Here is a 16,970-nt window from a genome sequence, read left to right as displayed (position 1 = left end):
ATATGAATAAACAGTCACCATATTATAAACAGGTTTTGTTGCTCATTCGTTTAATTCCACTCGTCGAAAAGGAAACTTGTTTTGCTTTAAAGGGAGGTACTGCCATTAATTTATTTGTGCGAGATTTCCCGAGGTTATCTGTGGATATAGATCTAGCGTATTTACCCCTCGAGCCACGTGAGATTGCTTTAGCCAATGTGCGTAATGCATTAGCGGGTATTGCGGCAAATATTAATAAAATTCCAGATTTGAATGCAGTTTTGCAAGATAACAAACCAGATGAAATGCGAATTATTGTTGAAGATCATTCTTCTCTAAATAGGGGGACCCAAATCAAGATAGAAGTTTCACCTGTTGCGCGTGGAACTCTTTTGCCGCCAGTTGAGCTTGATGTTGTTGCTTCGGTGGAAAATGAGTTTGGTTTTGCGTCAATGAAAGTCGTTTCTTTGCCTGATCTCTATGGTGGTAAATTATGCGCTGCTTTAGATCGCCAGCATCCTAGAGATCTTTTTGATGTTAAGGTTTTGTTAGAAAATCAAAAGATTGACCGAGAGCTTTTTAATGGGTTTCTTACTTATCTTTTAAGTCACAAAAGGCCTATTTCAGAAATAATGAATCCACGATGGAAAGATATAACTCAAGTTTTTGAACGTGAATTTAAAGGAATGACTGCTGAACCAGTTACCCTGGAAGAGCTAACAGCAATACCAGGAAAAATGATTCAGGGTCTTAAAGATAATTTTACTCAGCAGGATTATGATTTTTTAGTCTCTTTTAAAAGGGGCGAGCCTGAGTGGTCTCTTGCATGTAGCGATCAGATTCAATATCTCCCAGCAGTACAATGGAAGCTTTTAAATATTCGCAAAATGCCCAAACAAAAACTCATGGATTCAGTTAGCTTGCTACAAAGAACGATGGGACATTGGCTTAATTAGTATTATTTGGTTTATATTTTTATGTACAATTAAACTATAGGTGTAAGTATATTAATAAATGTAAACTAATTACTTTTTTAAAGTTATTATGTGTAGGGTGCGGGACTTTCGATGAGACTTCATAATGAGTATTTAAATTTGAAGCATATGTTGCCATGCTTCAATGATCATAACCATGGCCAATGTATCTAATTCGCAATATCTCAATAAGGCATTTCTAAGTTCTTCTCGCTCAGAATCACTCATATTTGTAAACTGTAATTTTGCATAAGCTATTGTTGCGGCACCACCTTCTTTTAAGTCTTCGCTATCGAATAAAAGTGGAGCATCTTCATCAGAGATATCTTTATTAATTGGTGGTAGCAAGTGGTAGGGATCTTTTATTCGATTATTTTCTTTGACTATCCAGCATTGATTTATAAAGTTATGGCTTTGAATTCCACTTACAGTACCATAAATTGGTTGGTTATATTTTTCTTGAAGGAACTCTGAGCGATTTAAAATCGCAGGGAATACTTGTTTAATTGAATTAGAACCATTAGTTAGAGGATCATAATAAAAACGTTTAACTAATTCCAAAATATCAACCATACAACGCGGTCCTTCCCATTTTACCTTGCTATCAGATGGTGACTTTGTGATGGAGCGTATAAAGGAGCATAAATCTTCTTTATCATTAGGAGGTTCAATCATTTGTTCTAGTCGTTCAAGAATAGAATTAAGATAGGTGTTTTCATGGTTACTATATCTAAATATTGTTCCATCATCATTTTCTAATTCCTTTTTTAGATAACGCACAAATTCGATGCTTGGATCAACTCCAGGCTCAGAATTAAGATACTGGCCAACATGGGCAACTTGACCGTTTTCATTGAGTGTATGATGTGAGAATTGAAAGGCGATACCTTGATAAGGATGAGAACCCTTATTAAAAGGAATTGGCAGCATAGCTGTTTCAAAGTCTATAAAGTGAAGGGGATATCGCCAAGAATCAATTTCAGTCTTTAGGTTTTCTTTATCAATCCAGACACTATTGTCTTGAGTTTTAATTTTTTCTATCTGCAGCCATTGCCTTTCTGTTCTAGAAATACCTGACTTATCCGATTCGTTTATTTTGAAAGCCGTTTCGTTAATATCTTTTAGCTTAATTAGCCCTTGCTGAAAATATTTCGGTTTATCTCGGCAATCCCATAAATCGAGAATTGTAGGGTCATTAAAATCTGCTTCTTTGTACCCTAGTGATTCACGCCAACATTCTTTAAAACCAGATAGGAATTTGTCTGATTCATTTGTATTAAATTGGCAATCACCACATTCGCTTTTTGCTTTAGGGGGAAACCTCTGCCCACTAAAATATATTTTGCTGAAATTGTGAAACTGGTCTTTTACCGTTTGTTCTTCGTCATTTTTTTCTTGCCAAAATAATTCGATATGATGGTCAACATTTATTTCTCTTAGGATTTTTATCGATAAATCTTCTTCTGTTATTGGTGATGTTAATGTGACAATAGCCTTACCTTTGCTATCTTTTTGAACCAGAAACTTTTGATTTAAGCCATCAGTTGGACAGATAGCATCTTTATCGACAAGCATTAAATAACTACTTATGGTGAAGGAGGGGTAGAGTTGCTCCAGAACCCATTTTTGAAAAGCGATATCAGCAATATATGGCTGCCATTTTTTAGTTGCCATCTTAGATTCATCTTTTTTACTAATTGATTTTGCTTTAACTTCAATTATTTTGATATGCCCTGGTCTTTTTTGCAGGATATCAGCACGCAGAAAATAGTTTTGATATTGAAAGGAGGCCTCAAATACAGTTATTGAATCCCTTTGAATTAACTCTTGAGTTTTGTTGAGTGCCTCCGTTGTACTTGAGCTCTTAATTGATATGCCATCTGGAAAATAACATCTAGCCAATGCTTCTACTTGAGCGCCGCCTTCAGCCAATGCTTTCAGAAAAGAGTCTTCATCCAGTATATTTGTATATTCATCAGGTCGATCATAATACCAGAGCTTAGTTGGACATTCTAAAGCCATTTTGAACTTTGATTTAGTAAGTAGCGTTGCCATCCCTGTCTCTACTAGTATTGGTTTAAATATTCATGTCATTAAGTTTAGTTGATAAAAATAAGAAGCCCCAATCTGGGGCAATAGATAGATTTATGAATTCTTTTGCGATGAAACCTATTTACAAAATAGCAAGAGAACTATACAAGAGGCAGCAAACAATGTGGCTGAAGATACCAATGCAAATCGACTGAATTTCTGTGTCTTTTGTGTAAAGGAGTGGGCCTCAATCAATGAATCCGAGATCAGTTTCTTCATAGCTTGAACCGATTCTTTAGTAGATTCGTGCAGCAATCTGGTTATAGCTTCTTTACTACTAGCTAATGCCGCATTGAGAACCTTTTCAGCTTTTTCTTTGGCATCATCTTTCCATTGTGAGGAAATGCCTTCCATTTCCTCTCGGAACTGTACCAGCAAATCCTGTTGGGCTTTCCGATTATCCTCAATCAGTTGTGCATTCATAGTCTGAAGCATGAGGATTGGATCGTCTTTACCCAAAAGCACACCATGTTTGACAGTGATGTCTTGAATGATTTTATCCAGTTTTTCTGACATTAGATCACCCTGGCGCCATCCAGCTGTCCGAACAGTTGATCGCGAACGATTTTTAAGCGTTGGCGGGTCATAATGCTTTTTTCTGGCGTACCCAAAACTTCATCGAAAGTCAATTTCTGTTGAAGCATCTCGGTTAGATCCCGGCCATAGGTTTCTTTTTTCAGATCGGGGATATGAATTAAGGCTGATATTCTGTCTTTGTTATCTCGATAGGCTTTTAGTTGTTCAAATGCTTTGCCTTCATGTTCAATGGCTCCCCAATAGGGATTGAGCCAGACAACAAACTGTGCTTCATTTGCAAACTGGTCAATCAGCTGTGCAAAACCATTAATAGTATCGAATAAGGCCTGGCCACCAGTGATGACCGTATGAATCACCATTTCATGACCTAATTCCTGTAACAATGCGGGAACTTGGTTGCTAATGAGGTAATGAGATAGCGGGACAAAAGAACTGGCTCCGTTGTCAATGACTACATCATTAGTTGTTGAGGCAATTTTTTCGATGAGAGCATCAAAAAGACGGGGGTTAATTTCATCACCGCTCATGACTTGAATATGATCGACGTTGAGGGCTTTAAAGCCATGGAAGGTTGAATTGATAGGGTCGGTGTCAATGCACAGCGGGGGCTGGCCTTTGTGCTGTTTGTATTGTGCAGTTGTTGCTGAAATAAATGATTTGCCGACACCGCCTTTTCCCTGCAGTGTGATATGTATTTTTGCCATTACAAGAGTTCCTCCAAGTTGGGTTTGGGATTAAAAGTAAAGCCCCGAATTTCGGTTTTTGTCTTACTTTTAGCCTGTTCATCTTCCTTGGTGTTTTCCTGCATAGATGGCTTTTTTTCTGCAGCAATCAAACGTGCTACATAGCCACAAAAAGTTTTATATGAAAATGAGATTTTGCCTTCCTCAACTAAGGTTTCCCAGACAAGCTTTATAGACCAGCCGTCAGCTAGTGCTGAAGCGATATCATTTTTTAAAGCAAGAAATGCGGCTTTATTTACAGATTTAGCAGAGGCTTTTCTTACCATTTGCTTTGCTGCGATTCGTTCGCTAAGGGAGTTTTCCATCTCATACCATCAACTTATTATTGTTCTCTTTCTGATAGTACAAACTATTTTGTTGCTGTGCAATTAGTTAAGTTATTTTCTTTCCTTTTAGCGTAATTAATCATCATCTTAAACACACAAATATGTAATTTATCGTAATAATTGGTAATTATTAGAAATTAATTTGGTTTTAAAACAAATAGCCTTGAAATTACATAAAATTACCTGATAGTATGCTATTAGATGAACTTAAAACGCAGGGCAAGATAGGTGAAGTTAGCTAACCAGCAAGCTGGCTACCAAACCTCACAAGTCTTATTCGCACCTTCGGTGCTCAACGAAAAACCAGTGTTTTGAGATCAACTTAATACCCAAAGGATTGCATAACCACTTAATTAAGAGGTCGGCATCCTTATGGACGATAAGCTTAAAACACCCACCAGAAAAAATGGGCGTCATCTTCGCGTTCCTGTTTTGCCTTCAGAAGAAATTCAGATTAAATCAAACGCAGCAACAGCTGGGCTTTCAATTGCCGAGTATTTAAGAAGAATTAGTCTCGGTTATCAAATTCAAAGTAGTGTTGATAAGGATTATGTACTGGAGCTAGCCAAAATTAATGGAGACTTAGGACGACTTGCTGGACTTCTAAAACTATGGTTGACTCAAGATAAACGTGTTGCGCATTTTGACCTCCACACAGTCAAAACATTATTAAATCGTATTCAAGCCACCCAGGATGCCATGTTGGAAGTGGTGAAAAAACTATGATTATCCGCCATATCCCTATGAAGAAAACTAGACTTAGTAGTTTTTCGGGTCTTGTTCAATACCTGTGTAATCAACAAAACAAACAGGAGCGAGTGGGTAAAGTCAGATTATCAAACTGTAATAGCCTCGATCCTATATGGGCTGTTCAGGAGGTATTAGCGACACAAGCTAAAAACCAAAGAGCCACCGGGGATAAAACCTACCATATGCTTATTTCTTTCGCTCCAGGAGAAAATCCTTCCCCTCAAGTTTTACGGGAAATTGAAGATAGAGTCGCATTGTCGATTGGATTTAAAGAACACCAAAGAATCTCAGTTGTTCATCATGACACAGACAATCTTCATATTCATGTTGCGATTAATAAAATTCATCCTCAAGCCTTTAATATGATTGAACCTTACAGGGCATATAAGATCTTTGCGCAAGCTGCATCCCAGCTCGAAATTGAATTAGGTCTTCAAATAACTAATCATCAAACTCGGAAAAACCGTTCGGAAAATCTTGCAGATGATATGGAGCACCATTCAGGTATTGAAAGCTTAATTAACTGGATGAAGCGTCATTGTAAAGAAAAAATAGAGGCAGCTAGAAGCTGGAAGGAGATTCATAGTATTTTGGCAGAACATGGGTTGATGATACGTGTTAAAGCCAACGGTTTTGTTTTCTGCAATCCGCAAGGGATGACTGTTAAAGCTAGCTCTATTTCCAGAACCTTTTCTAAAAAAAATCTCGAATCCAAGCTAGGTCCTTTCGTACCATCCTACTCAGAGGGCGATGCACCTGAGTCTAATATTTACCGTTATGAACCATTAAATAAAAAGATACTTGGCTCTGCGCTCTATGCCACATATAAGCATGAAAAATCACACAATAAACACATTATTTCAGACAAACTTAAAAATTTGCGGGAGGCTAGAGCCAAACTAATTGAAAAGGCTAAAAAGCGAGGTCGAATTAAAAGAGCGACTTTAAAATTAATGAACCTTTCTAAAGTACAGAAAAAATTTCTATATAGTCACATCAACAAAACATTACTTAATGAGATTGATAGCATAAGAAAAAATTACGCCAAAGAACGAAGCAGGTTATTAGATTCCCACCAGAACAAAACCTGGGCTGATTGGTTGAAACAAAAAGCACAAGAGGGCGATCAGGAGGCCTTAGTGGCAATGCGTTATCGTAATCGTAAAAATAATTATGATTACACCATTTCAGGTAAAGACTTAGTTTCTACTATTTTCAATTTTAGACAAATCGACTCTGTTACCAAAGAAGGCACTGAGATTTATAAGAAAGATATGAGTGTTATTAGGGATAATGGAAAGGAAATTTTCATTTCTAAAGGTGGTTCTATTTCGGCTCTTAAAAGAGCGTTGGAGATGGCGCGGCAGCGTTATGGTGACTGCATTTGTGTGAACGGGTCTCCACTATTTAAAAAGATTATTTTGCAAATTGTCATTCAATACCAAATGCCGATCACTTTTGCTGATTTGGATTTGGAAAATCAACGTCAAAAACTAAACTTTGAGCAGGAGAAATCTCATGAGCAATCAAGATCAAGTGGACAAAACCATCGAGGAAGAACTCCAGGAAGCTATGAGACTATTGGAGCAGCCAATGAAAATAGAAAGAAGCGAGGCACAAAGCCCAACACTTTCAGCATTAGACAAGGCTCGCCAGCCAAAGATCACAACGGCTTGCGAAACTTGTCCCAATGCGATCTGGTTCAGTTCACCGGAGGAGGTCAAGTGCTATTGCCGGATAATGCACATGATTACCTGGAGCGGAAAAGATTCAAACTTAATAACCATGTGCGACGGAAAATTTTTGGAATAAATGAGAAAAGGAAAAATCGTAAAAATAAATAAATTGGGGTTAATTTATCATCTATCCTATAGTTATTAGATGGGGTAATTAAGAAAAACCACACTGACATTAGGAATAACCAGTATTCTAAGTAATTTAAGGAAAGCTATGGATGATAATAAATTAATTTTGGATGCGGCTAATAGCTATGGTTTTAATTTGGAATTCCGAGCAAAAAAGATACTGGAAGAAAAGAGTTTTTCTGTTTTAATGAATCAGTTAATAAAGAATGGGGATGAATTTGTAGAGATCGATATTAAAGCAGCGCAATATCAAGGTAGGGAATGGCTAATCGAATGTAAAGGGGCTGCCAATTCATCATATCTAATCTTGATTAAAGAAGATAATAGCAATGATCCCAAATTGTATAATACAAGGCGACATGTTATTAAAGATTCTAACTATCGGGTTGCCCAATTCAAACCAGACGAAAATCAGTGTTTTTTCACGTTTACCGGTGATTTTTTTAATAAAACAGGTAATCAACTAAAAAAAGCATCTAAGAATGACTTTGAAAATAATTTTTTTAAGGCTCAAAATCAAATTTTGTCAGCTATAAAGGCCATATCAATAACAGATGTAGATAAAAATAAATCAAGAGACTTCCCCATCATAATCCCCGTTATTATTACAAATGCAAAGTTATGGGTTATTGATTACAATAATTCTGCGGCCCCAGAAGTTAGCCAATATAAATGGGCTTTACATAAAATACCAACTAAAAATAATTTATGTATTGCTCCCAAAAATGAAAGAAAATTTGACTCAATTTCAATACTGGTATTAAATATTGAACATCTGGAAGAATTCCTGAGCACTTATTCATTTTGTGAAGACGGAGAAATATCAGTTGGTAATGGTTTCATTTGTAATAGATAAAGGTTCAAACCTGACAGCCTGACCTTTACCTATCATGTTGAAACTAGGAAATATGAATCACGTTACTATTCTTTGACCATCGCATACGATTATAGCGTTTAGCAATTTGTTCAACTGTTGGCTTTATCTGACGTATCACTCCTTCGAAACCCAATTTGCTATGATTTGCCAAGTCATTAAAATCACTGAATTGTTTAGGGTTTGATGACTGCTCACTTGATGCGAAGGTTGGTAGAACAATAAAACCATTAACAGCCTCGGCAGCTTCGCTGGCTTTTTCTTTACCGGGGTTGATACCCTTCGATAATTCCAAATACTTGTCATCATCCGCTGCCAGGATGATTGGTTTATGTGGATATTTTTTATTCAATTCTTTAGCTACTGCTTTAAGGTTCCCTGAATCAAAGGCAGAAACGACAGCCGGTAGCTCACATGCTTCTTTTATTGTTGCAGCAGTAGCATAACCTTCGGCAATTATAATTACAGGTGCATTAGCAAGCTTTTCCAAACTACCCAACACATGAAAACAGCCTTCCTTTTTTGAGTCTTTTGCAAATCTTTTAGTACCATCCTCAGAAATATATTGGACAGTCCAAATAGTGCCTTCGCAATCTGTTGCTGGAATACAGGTTAGTTTTTTTTCTTCATCGGTATAAACTCCAGAATGAACCTGAATACCTTTCGATTTCATATAAGGTGTGGGTTCAACAACCTCTGTCATCATAGATAATTTTTGTTGGAGTCTTAACGCAGTACTTTTTTGTTTGACTTCAAGCTCACGTTGGCGAGTTTGTTGATGTTCAAGAGCTCCTGCTTTAAGCGCTGCCTTTTGTTCACCAGTTAAAATGTAGCCCTTACATTTCCAGTTAAGCTCCGCACCAGTTCGGTTGTTTTTAATATATCCTGCTGGAATACCATCTAAATGAGCTACATAAAATCCTGCTTTTTCACCGTTTTTGTCGCCCTCCGTTGGAATGCGATGAGGTTTACCATCCATAATTGGATGCCCACCTGCAACAATAGCACCAAGGCTTATCAATGCCGCTTTAAATTCATCCTCGGGTATAAGCGCTTTTTCCTGAGTTAATACCTGATGTTCAGGAAGCCAGGCTTTGATTTTCTCAACAGGAACACCAGGGTTTGCATACCAACACTTTTGCACTTTATCCCAAACGATACCTGGCGTTCCATCAGGGAGTTTTCCAATTGTGGATTTGGCAATCTCTTTTTGTTTGAAGGGGATGCTTAACCAGACTTTTTCAGAAGTTATGTTGTCAGTTGCCATATAGACTTCCTCTTTTAGTTTATCATCCTTGATCTCAATAAGTTCTGACAGTTGAAGGTTTTGGGTTTGCTCTAAAGCACACAGATGATTCACTATTTTCTCTGCATCTGCGGATGCTCTGAATATTTCTAAGGGCTCATCTTCCAAAACCCGTATCCATGATTTGATATATGCTGTGTGTTGAGAAGGGTCATGGCCTATACCCAGTTCGGCACCTAACAGCATACTTGCGATTTCTGCTCTTAATTCTTCTTTGGCATAGGCATCTGAACCAAAGGGATGGCCTAAATCTCTATCCAACCTTGAGGGATGACCGCTCCAATGACCTAGTTCATGTAGGGCAGTAGCATAGTAGTTGGCCGCAGATTTAAATTGCTCTTTAGGGGGAAGATGAATGCTATCAGTCGATAATCTGTAAAAAGCTCTGTCTGCTTCTGAGTGAAAAATGTTAGCGCCAGAGTTATGTAGCAGTTTTTCAGCTCTTTCAATTAAGGACCAATCTGGCTCTTTTGCAATGAGTTCTGGCATATTATCAATTTGCGAGGCATGAAATACCGTTGCATAAAACACTTTGGGTCGTTCAAGATTCACCTGCACTTTTAATGGATTACCCTGTTCATCAAGAACAGGTTTACCAGTATCATCATGTTTGGTTTGTTCCTCATGAAATTTCCAATATTGGATTGTGGTGCCTTTTTCTCCCTTGCGAACTTGTGCATCCATACTTTGTGCTTGTTTGTAGGTTAACCAACGATTGTCATTACTTTGATTCACCATCAAATACAATGCATTAATTCCTCGATAACGCTTCCCGGTGACTGGATTATATGGAATTTGACCATTGCCAACACCTGGCTCCCATGGTTTTAACCAGGGAGCGGTTCCTGCTTTTAGGCTTTCAATAATTTGATTAGCAACGACTTCATGGTAAGGCATTTTAGTCATAAATAGCCTCCATCGCATCTTTTTCATTGAGTGCATCTTCTACAAATGCTCCCATGCTGTCCGCTTCTATCGGACTGACTTCAAGAAGAAATCCAGGGATTACTAAATCCTCAAATTTTTCTGCAATCACATCCATTAATTCGGTTTCATGATTCATGTGGTTCTCTCCCGTTTATTAATTACCCATATGGGTGTGATCATTCCTTTGATTTGTCCTGCGTGAACAAGACCATAATATCGACCATCAAATGACCATTCGCTTTGACTGGTCATAGTCATCACTTCATCTTTTTGGAGTTGGTAATTCATTACTTGCCATTGAGGTAAGGCGCGCTTCATCCCATCCTGTATTTTTGGTTTTGAATAGGGGGTTAGTATGTGATTAACAAATACCCCTTTATTGGTCACAGAGAGGATATCGCCAGAAACAGCCACCACTTTTTTCATTAAGTAACCATATCCATCACAGTAAAGACCATGGTCTATATAACCTCTATCCCTCGCTAACCTAAACGATTCCCTGTCATCAGGACAAAAAATCACATAAGAATTTTTGATTGGGGCTTTGCTGTCGATGCGATATAAGCCTATAGGAATGGATTCAGTTAGATTTATCCTAAAACCCATGCCATGAAATAGTGCGCCTACAACAATAAGGCTTATCAAGAACATAGAGATGATGCCTGACAGTTTTTTCATAACCTGATGACCTCATCGTCACTTAAACGAGTACGTAAAATATCTGAGTGAACAGGAGCCTCAACTGATGCTCTTGCCATGAAGATCGGATCTTTAAAGTAAAGGGGTTGTTTACCATAAATAGCAGGGAAGCCTGCTGCATATACGACCATATCCCCAGCTTCAACTATCAAACCATTAGCATCTTTTTTAGGTCCTGGCATACGCAGACACTCATCAACGGTTAAGAGTGGTCTAGATATTTCCTGAACGGTTTTTGATATTTGATTTAAGAACGTAGAAAAGCGTTTTCCACTGGTGGTGATGTGTTCTTTAACAATAGTTGTTTGACCTGTCAGCTTGGAAAGATGTTCTGCGGTTTCAACTCTGTTGGGTGGATAAGCATTTTGGATATGACAATTTGAAGTGATGGTTTCATCGGGGCCATAACCTCGCTCACGGCTTTTAAGCTGATTAATGTCCTGACAAATTAAGTAAAACTTTAAACCATAGCCGGCAACAAAAGCCAATGACTCTTGCAGTATGTCGAGTTTTCCAAGACTTGGAAATTCATCAATCATGCAAAGCAATCGATGCTTATACGTTTTTTTAGCACTTACATAAGATAATCCTCGGTCATCGGATACACGCTCAAATTCCATTCTGTCGGCCAATAGTCTCACTATCATATTAATCATGACTCTAACCAGAGGCTGAAGCCTTGCCTTGTCATTGGGTTGAGTAACGATATAGAGGCTCACAGGACATTCATGGTTCATTAAATCGCGGATGCAAAAATCTGAGGCAGAGACGTTATGCGCAACCACTGGATCACGATATAGTGCAAGATAAGATTTTAAAGTAGATAATACAGAACCAGCTTCTTCTTCGGGCCTATCAATCATGTCACGAGCAGACGCTGATATAACAGGATGGGTTTTACCCTCAACATGCGGGTATTGGGTCATTTCAATGAGCAGGTCAGCAATATTAATATTGGGATCAACCAGCATGCGGTCAATGTTGGGAAATGTGGCTGGTTCTCCTTGGGTTTTCAATTTATAAATCGCATGCAGGATAAAACCAACTAGAAGGGCTTGAGAGGTCTTTTGCCAGTGGGTTTCCAATCCCTTACCATCGGGATCAACTACAAGCGTTGCCAAATTTTGTACGTCACCTACCTCTGATTCTGTACCCACTCTGATTTCATCCAGAGGGTTCCAGCGTGCGCTTCCTTTTAACGTTGCAGGTTCAAATCGAATAACCTTGTTGGTAGCATGTTTTTGTCGCCATCCAGCGGTCATTGCCCAAAGCTCGCCTTTTAAATCGGTAATCACACAGGAGTGTTTCCACGATAGAAGGGTTGGAATCACAAGGCCAACACCTTTCCCTGAGCGCGTTGGTGCATACGTTAAAACATGCTCAGGCCCATTATGGCGCAGATAATGAATTGCTCCTTTGTCATTTTCAAACGCACCAACATAAACTCCTTCCTCATGTCCAATAAGGCTTGCACTGTTTAAGTCTTCCCAATTAGCCCACCTGGCTGAACCATGGAGGTAATCACTCACATTGTTCTTTTTAAAATACTTGGAAGCCAACACGATGATCATTAAAAAGAGACAACCCATCATAACGATGAGACCAAAGGCAGCATTAAAAGAATCTGGGTAATAGGGTTGATACTTAATAGCCCAGATAAAAATCTGCCAAGGCATATAAATAGGTGCGAATGTCCCTCCAAGGGCATCAGAATAATGAAATTGATGCGCGAAAAACTGAGTTCCAATGTGCATGCTGATTAAGAAAGAACAAATCACTAACAAGATTAACGTTCTATTTATCTTGCCGTGATTTTTTTCTCTGACTTGAGGACCTATGGCTTTATTAGGTTTGTTTTGGCTCATTGGCTCTCTCCAGATGCCTTTTGGTTCACAAATTGACTAATCTCATCGGATGCCTCAAATCCTGAACTAAGACTACCTGAGGGTGTGCCCATGGATAAAATATTTTTTGCGTTAGATTCTTGCGATTCGCAAACGGATGTATCTACCTTGTTCTGAATTGCTTCGGCAATTTTTCCACCCGTTGTGTCAGCGATTTTTTCAGCAACTGCTTCTTTAATCGAGTTCGCTTTCTCACGAGCTACATCCATAGTGCCTGAGGCTAAATGTGAACCAAAAGAGCCTGCAAATTTCGCAGCACTTCCCATCGCTTCAGCTAAGCCACCGGTTTTAGAGCTTTTATCCATCCCAGACAGTGCATTGGTGTCACCTGAGTTGGTTGATTGACTGGCTGCTTTAAACGCAGCATTAAGTGCAGATAATCCACCACCGCTTTGAGCAAGTACGCTACCTGCGGCACCCGCCATGGCTACACCTGCAATTCCTGCGGCTCCCATTGCACCACCAAGACCTAGTCCACCGCCACCACCAGAACCGCCTCCTGACACAATACCAGCTAAAGCAGGTGGAATTTTATCTATAAGAACCAGCAACAGCACGGCAACAACTAGCATGACAAACATTTCTTTGAGCATGATGTTTTCAGACATCGCTGCATAATATTGATCTACAAAGGATTTACCGATACCAATAATCAAAATCATGGCAAAAGCTTGTAATGCAATACCCAATACGGTTTTGTAGTAGTTAATCGCAATATCCTGTGTCCAACGGCCACCGCCAAACCCTAATAAAACAATTCCGCCATAAGTTAAGATCCAAGCAGTGATTAAGATAATGAGCATGTTAATACTGACTAAAGCCAGAATAATCAGAATTACCCCTGCAACGAGCAATCCTACTGTAGTTGCTGCGGGGGACCAGATAGATGAGCTGTCTATGGCTTTTGAGACAATATCAAACCCAACATCCACAATATCAGAAGGGGAGACATGTTCATTAATTCCAGAAGCCTTGGCTGCAAGTTGCCGCATGGAGTCTATGATTGCTTTTGCAATGGCAGGTCCATTGTCTAAAATCCAATAGAAAAAACCGACAACTACAAAAAACCGTACTGTTTCAGCTAAGAATTCTTGAATGTCTGCTTTACGCAATGCCATTAAGCCGTATGTCCACACCATACTAATTGAGGCCAAGGACCAGAAAAGATACCTGGCATAACTCAACATGGTTTTGCTCCATAGTGCGGATGTGCTGGCAAAACGCTGTAAAATATTATCCAGTAAATCACGACTATCCATGCCATGCCCTTTGGCATGGCAGCACGCAGAAAACCCAAATAAACCAAACGCAATGACATAGGGGAATATTTTTTTATTCATAGCATTACCACTTCTTACCAGAGCTTTTGGAGTAACTACCCCCTCGGAAACACGCATCACCAATAGCCTGCAGTTCTTCTTGAGTTCGACCTTCTCTTGGGCTGCTACAGGTAAGGGAGGCCAAGTGCTCAGCTTTTTTCTGAGCTTTGGATTCAGCACTGTCGCAACCTGATAAAACACAAGCAACAACCATAATTGATAAACATAAGATCTTCATTTACCTCTCCTTTTTATGATGGATTACCACTTTTTTCCTGAACTTTTATGGTATGCGCCTGATCTGAAATGCTCATCCCCAGCAGTCTGTATCGCCTCTTTGTTGGCACTCGCTGCATCTTTGACCGCCTGAGCGTTCTGCTGCGCTAATAACACACCTCGGATTTGAAGCAATTGATGAGATTGATTGCTGGCTAATTGGGAAGCGGCTTGAAGAGCCTGTTTTTGGCCTGCAGCATTTTGTGCTTGAGATTGCAAAGTACGCAGCTTTGCAGAATCATTTTTTAGACTCTGTTGTTGTTTATCAATCCCTTTGAGCATGGCATCATTGGAGCGCTTTTCAGCAACGGAAGCTGCTAATCTGCTTTGTTTGATTTTTTTAAGTTCTTCAGCAGAACATTGGCCGTTGCCATTAAAACAAGGAGTCTTTTGGTAGTATTCCTGGCTTTGGAATCGGTCAAGGTAGCCTTGGAGGCTGCCAGCCTCCTGCTTGTAATAATCAATGGTATCAGTCGATTCAAGCAAATTATTGATAACCGAGTTGGCATTATCCCATTCAAAGGAAGTCAGTGATTTGGTGTTTTCTAGCATGTTTTGATATTGGTCCATCTGATTCTTATATTGATCGACTTGGGTTTTATACTCACTTATCTGAGTTGCAATCATTTTTCCATTTTGAATCCAGTTTGCAACGTCAAACACAGGTGCCCCACTTGCGAATACTGGCAAAACAAAGCAATAAATAATCATGGATTTAAATTTCATTATGTTCTCCTTCATTGATAAGCAAATTGCTTATAGGGCTGTTTAAACGTTAAGTCCTTCACCACGATGATATTGAAACGATAACCTGGGCGAACATTGATAGTGGGGGACACATTCAGGTTTTTTGAAACCAGTTGCGAAGTGACCTCACCCAACTGTTGCCCCAAAGCCTGACTCATGACGCTGCCAGCTGTGGGCTGGGCGTAACCGAATTGGTTAGATTGATTCGTATTTTGGCTATAGGTAATGCCAGCAATAATGCCTGACATTAAAAGTGCTGAACCATAAATTCGTGCATAATGATGATCTACCTGATCACGAAATCCGGCATATCCAGCACTATCAGCGCCAGGCATAGAGCCAATATCCAGAGCCTTACTATCTGGAAAAACCAAGCGTTGCCATGCCACTAATACAGAGTTCTGACCAAAAGGGACATCACTGGAATAAAGTCCCAATATCTTGGTTCCTTGAGGTATCAAAAGATATTTTCCGGTAGCGGTGTCATATACGTTTTGTGATACTTGAGCGATGATTTGACCTGGTAATTCTGAAGAAATACCACTAATCATTACCCCTGGAATCACACTGCCAGCTCTTAGTTCGTATCGACTGTTTGGATTTTGCAGCGTTGAATTTAAATGCCAGCGCATTTCATTTTCCTCACCACCTAATGTTTGTGGCATTGGTTTGGCCTGTCTTCCTTGTAATAATGCGAGCTGCTCTTTAAATGCTAATGAAGGGTCGATGTTTAATGCCATCTCATTGCTATTCATGGACGTTTTGGTGGTGTCGCGATTATTCAATCGTGGGTTATCGACCATTACGGATGTCTTAGCTTTGACAGCCTCTTCAAATTCTTGAGTTTTTTCCTGACGAATACGCTCGATTTCAGCTTCAGATACATCTTGTGTCAGCGTGTCTTCTTTATGTGGAAGTTGCTCAGGAATGGGCAAAGGGGTTGTTTCACTGTTAGCTATCGTGAGACTCTGGGGCGAAATTACTGCTGATTTATGGTTTCCTACCACGTCATTGGCAAGGCTCATGGTATTTTTCTTAGGGTTTTTAACCTTTACTATTTCTGGTGGCTGGTTTTGCGCATTAGCTCGTTTATTGGCAACCAATGCGATGAGCACCACAAAAAGAGTTAAAATACCAATTGTAATTATGAGTGGCACATTATTCACTCGTTTTACACCTGTTGTTTGAAGCTTTTGGGGTGAATTGTCTGGTGACAAATAATCATTATTTTGATTCATAGCTCTTACTCCTTATGAGTCCATGTGCTTGCAGGGATGATATTTTCATGCCTTTTTGCATACACACGGCTCAATGTTTGTATTCCCACAAAAAGGCTTACTCGATAGCTTTGAGGTTTAAGTTCATCAAGCACGTAGAAAAAATTAGCTTTATTCCCAGGGCATTGATTTTCATTGATGCCATAACCCTTTTTTCTCAAGTTTTGAATAAGACTTAAGCCAAAGCCATCTGTTACTCTTTGACCAATACAAAATGTATTTTGAGCAGGTGGATATACTCGCGTTAATTGAGTAGCTGCATCTGCTGCCAGATAAGCATCTTTGCCTTGAGACATTTGAGTGAAATTGCCATAACGCATGCTGGCACAGCTTGATAACAAGACAGCAGCCAATAAAACACTTAATTTTTTCATCT

General features: G+C 39.2%; 17 protein-coding genes. 4 read left to right on the top strand and 13 right to left on the bottom strand.

Going from position 1 to position 16,970, the window contains the following annotated elements; translation table 11 throughout:
• Window positions 1–2 precede the first annotated feature (2 nt).
• Window positions 3–935 carry a nucleotidyl transferase AbiEii/AbiGii toxin family protein gene (locus tag OQJ02_RS10240; RefSeq protein WP_038839099.1) on the top strand — a complete coding sequence of 311 codons (933 nt, stop codon included), beginning with the start codon at window positions 3–5 and terminating at the stop codon, window positions 933–935.
• 132 nt (window positions 936–1,067) lie between these two features.
• On the opposite strand, the gene OQJ02_RS10235 is transcribed toward OQJ02_RS10240, so the two are convergent.
• The 4 genes from OQJ02_RS10235 to OQJ02_RS10220 all read right to left on the bottom strand — a co-directional run bounded on the left by OQJ02_RS10235 (window position 1,068) and on the right by OQJ02_RS10220 (window position 4,629).
• Window positions 1,068–3,008: a DUF2779 domain-containing protein gene (locus tag OQJ02_RS10235; protein WP_038839098.1), complete on the bottom strand. Its 1,941-nt coding sequence runs from the start codon at window positions 3,006–3,008 to the stop codon at window positions 1,068–1,070.
• Window positions 3,009–3,122: 114 nt separating this feature from the next.
• Entirely contained in the window at window positions 3,123–3,560 is a 438-nt protein-coding gene (locus tag OQJ02_RS10230) for a conjugal transfer protein TraM (RefSeq protein ID WP_015444256.1), read from the bottom strand.
• Entirely contained in the window at window positions 3,560–4,285 is a 726-nt protein-coding gene (locus OQJ02_RS10225; RefSeq protein ID WP_015444257.1) for an ArsA-related P-loop ATPase, read from the bottom strand. The genes OQJ02_RS10230 and OQJ02_RS10225 overlap by 1 nt, the downstream gene beginning before the upstream one ends.
• On the bottom strand, window positions 4,285–4,629 hold the full coding sequence (locus tag OQJ02_RS10220; RefSeq protein WP_015444258.1) for a TraK family protein: 345 nt from the start codon (window positions 4,627–4,629) through the stop codon (window positions 4,285–4,287). Before OQJ02_RS10220 ends, OQJ02_RS10225 begins: the two co-directional genes overlap by 1 nt.
• 393 nt (window positions 4,630–5,022) lie before the next feature.
• Between OQJ02_RS10220 and traJ the strand changes: the two genes are divergently transcribed.
• The 3 genes from traJ (at window position 5,023) to OQJ02_RS10205 (ending at window position 8,121) form a co-directional block, all read left to right on the top strand.
• A complete protein-coding gene (traJ, locus tag OQJ02_RS10215) occupies window positions 5,023–5,376 on the top strand; it encodes a conjugal transfer transcriptional regulator TraJ (RefSeq protein ID WP_015444259.1) in 354 nt (117 codons plus the stop codon).
• Window positions 5,373–7,244: a TraI/MobA(P) family conjugative relaxase gene (gene traI / locus OQJ02_RS10210; protein ID WP_038839096.1), complete on the top strand. Its 1,872-nt coding sequence runs from the start codon at window positions 5,373–5,375 to the stop codon at window positions 7,242–7,244. The genes traJ and traI overlap by 4 nt, the downstream gene beginning before the upstream one ends.
• Window positions 7,245–7,350: 106 nt before the next feature.
• Window positions 7,351–8,121 carry a hypothetical protein gene (locus tag OQJ02_RS10205; protein WP_015444261.1) on the top strand — a complete coding sequence of 257 codons (771 nt, stop codon included), beginning with the start codon at window positions 7,351–7,353 and terminating at the stop codon, window positions 8,119–8,121.
• 43 nt (window positions 8,122–8,164) lie between these two features.
• On the opposite strand, the gene OQJ02_RS10200 is transcribed toward OQJ02_RS10205, so the two are convergent.
• From OQJ02_RS10200 to OQJ02_RS10160, 9 genes are read right to left on the bottom strand one after another with little or no spacing between them, the layout of a single operon-like run.
• Window positions 8,165–10,351, bottom strand: a complete 2,187-nt coding sequence (locus OQJ02_RS10200; RefSeq protein ID WP_015444262.1) for a zincin-like metallopeptidase domain-containing protein — start codon at window positions 10,349–10,351, stop codon at window positions 8,165–8,167.
• Entirely contained in the window at window positions 10,344–10,508 is a 165-nt protein-coding gene (locus OQJ02_RS10195) for a hypothetical protein (protein ID WP_015444263.1), read from the bottom strand. The genes OQJ02_RS10200 and OQJ02_RS10195 overlap by 8 nt, the downstream gene beginning before the upstream one ends.
• A complete protein-coding gene (gene traF / locus OQJ02_RS10190) occupies window positions 10,505–11,050 on the bottom strand; it encodes a conjugative transfer signal peptidase TraF (RefSeq protein WP_015444264.1) in 546 nt (181 codons plus the stop codon). Before traF ends, OQJ02_RS10195 begins: the two co-directional genes overlap by 4 nt.
• The gene (locus tag OQJ02_RS10185) at window positions 11,047–12,936 is read right to left on the bottom strand and encodes a type IV secretory system conjugative DNA transfer family protein (protein WP_015444265.1); all 1,890 of its coding nucleotides are present in this window, start codon (window positions 12,934–12,936) and stop codon (window positions 11,047–11,049) included. Before OQJ02_RS10185 ends, traF begins: the two co-directional genes overlap by 4 nt.
• Window positions 12,933–14,315, bottom strand: a complete 1,383-nt coding sequence (trbL, locus tag OQJ02_RS10180) for a P-type conjugative transfer protein TrbL (protein ID WP_015444266.1) — start codon at window positions 14,313–14,315, stop codon at window positions 12,933–12,935. Before trbL ends, OQJ02_RS10185 begins: the two co-directional genes overlap by 4 nt.
• A gap of 4 nt (window positions 14,316–14,319) precedes the next feature.
• Window positions 14,320–14,532: a hypothetical protein gene (locus OQJ02_RS10175; protein ID WP_038839095.1), complete on the bottom strand. Its 213-nt coding sequence runs from the start codon at window positions 14,530–14,532 to the stop codon at window positions 14,320–14,322.
• Window positions 14,533–14,555: 23 nt separating this feature from the next.
• A complete protein-coding gene (trbJ, locus tag OQJ02_RS10170; RefSeq protein WP_015444267.1) occupies window positions 14,556–15,296 on the bottom strand; it encodes a P-type conjugative transfer protein TrbJ in 741 nt (246 codons plus the stop codon).
• An 11-nt stretch (window positions 15,297–15,307) separates the two neighbouring features.
• The gene (locus OQJ02_RS10165; protein WP_015444268.1) at window positions 15,308–16,555 is read right to left on the bottom strand and encodes a TrbI/VirB10 family protein; all 1,248 of its coding nucleotides are present in this window, start codon (window positions 16,553–16,555) and stop codon (window positions 15,308–15,310) included.
• A gap of 5 nt (window positions 16,556–16,560) precedes the next feature.
• A complete protein-coding gene (locus tag OQJ02_RS10160; RefSeq protein WP_015444269.1) occupies window positions 16,561–16,968 on the bottom strand; it encodes a hypothetical protein in 408 nt (135 codons plus the stop codon).
• Window positions 16,969–16,970 lie beyond the last annotated feature (2 nt).

This window comes from Legionella sp. PATHC032 (assembly GCF_026191185.1).
GTDB lineage: Bacteria > Pseudomonadota > Gammaproteobacteria > Legionellales > Legionellaceae > Legionella.
This window is presented reverse-complemented; position numbering and strand designations above follow the sequence as displayed.

Coding starts and splice junctions, on each gene's coding strand:
- OQJ02_RS10240 (WP_038839099.1), top strand. CDS start 3: ATGAATAAACAGTCACCATATTATAAACAGGTTTTGTTGCTCATTCGT.
- OQJ02_RS10235 (WP_038839098.1), bottom strand. CDS start 3,008: ATGGCAACGCTACTTACTAAATCAAAGTTCAAAATGGCTTTAGAATGT.
- OQJ02_RS10230 (WP_015444256.1), bottom strand. CDS start 3,560: ATGTCAGAAAAACTGGATAAAATCATTCAAGACATCACTGTCAAACAT.
- OQJ02_RS10225 (WP_015444257.1), bottom strand. CDS start 4,285: ATGGCAAAAATACATATCACACTGCAGGGAAAAGGCGGTGTCGGCAAA.
- OQJ02_RS10220 (WP_015444258.1), bottom strand. CDS start 4,629: ATGGAAAACTCCCTTAGCGAACGAATCGCAGCAAAGCAAATGGTAAGA.
- traJ (WP_015444259.1), top strand. CDS start 5,023: ATGGACGATAAGCTTAAAACACCCACCAGAAAAAATGGGCGTCATCTT.
- traI (WP_038839096.1), top strand. CDS start 5,373: ATGATTATCCGCCATATCCCTATGAAGAAAACTAGACTTAGTAGTTTT.
- OQJ02_RS10205 (WP_015444261.1), top strand. CDS start 7,351: ATGGATGATAATAAATTAATTTTGGATGCGGCTAATAGCTATGGTTTT.
- OQJ02_RS10200 (WP_015444262.1), bottom strand. CDS start 10,351: ATGACTAAAATGCCTTACCATGAAGTCGTTGCTAATCAAATTATTGAA.
- OQJ02_RS10195 (WP_015444263.1), bottom strand. CDS start 10,508: ATGAATCATGAAACCGAATTAATGGATGTGATTGCAGAAAAATTTGAG.
- traF (WP_015444264.1), bottom strand. CDS start 11,050: ATGAAAAAACTGTCAGGCATCATCTCTATGTTCTTGATAAGCCTTATT.
- OQJ02_RS10185 (WP_015444265.1), bottom strand. CDS start 12,936: ATGAGCCAAAACAAACCTAATAAAGCCATAGGTCCTCAAGTCAGAGAA.
- trbL (WP_015444266.1), bottom strand. CDS start 14,315: ATGAATAAAAAAATATTCCCCTATGTCATTGCGTTTGGTTTATTTGGG.
- OQJ02_RS10175 (WP_038839095.1), bottom strand. CDS start 14,532: ATGAAGATCTTATGTTTATCAATTATGGTTGTTGCTTGTGTTTTATCA.
- trbJ (WP_015444267.1), bottom strand. CDS start 15,296: ATGAAATTTAAATCCATGATTATTTATTGCTTTGTTTTGCCAGTATTC.
- OQJ02_RS10165 (WP_015444268.1), bottom strand. CDS start 16,555: ATGAATCAAAATAATGATTATTTGTCACCAGACAATTCACCCCAAAAG.
- OQJ02_RS10160 (WP_015444269.1), bottom strand. CDS start 16,968: ATGAAAAAATTAAGTGTTTTATTGGCTGCTGTCTTGTTATCAAGCTGT.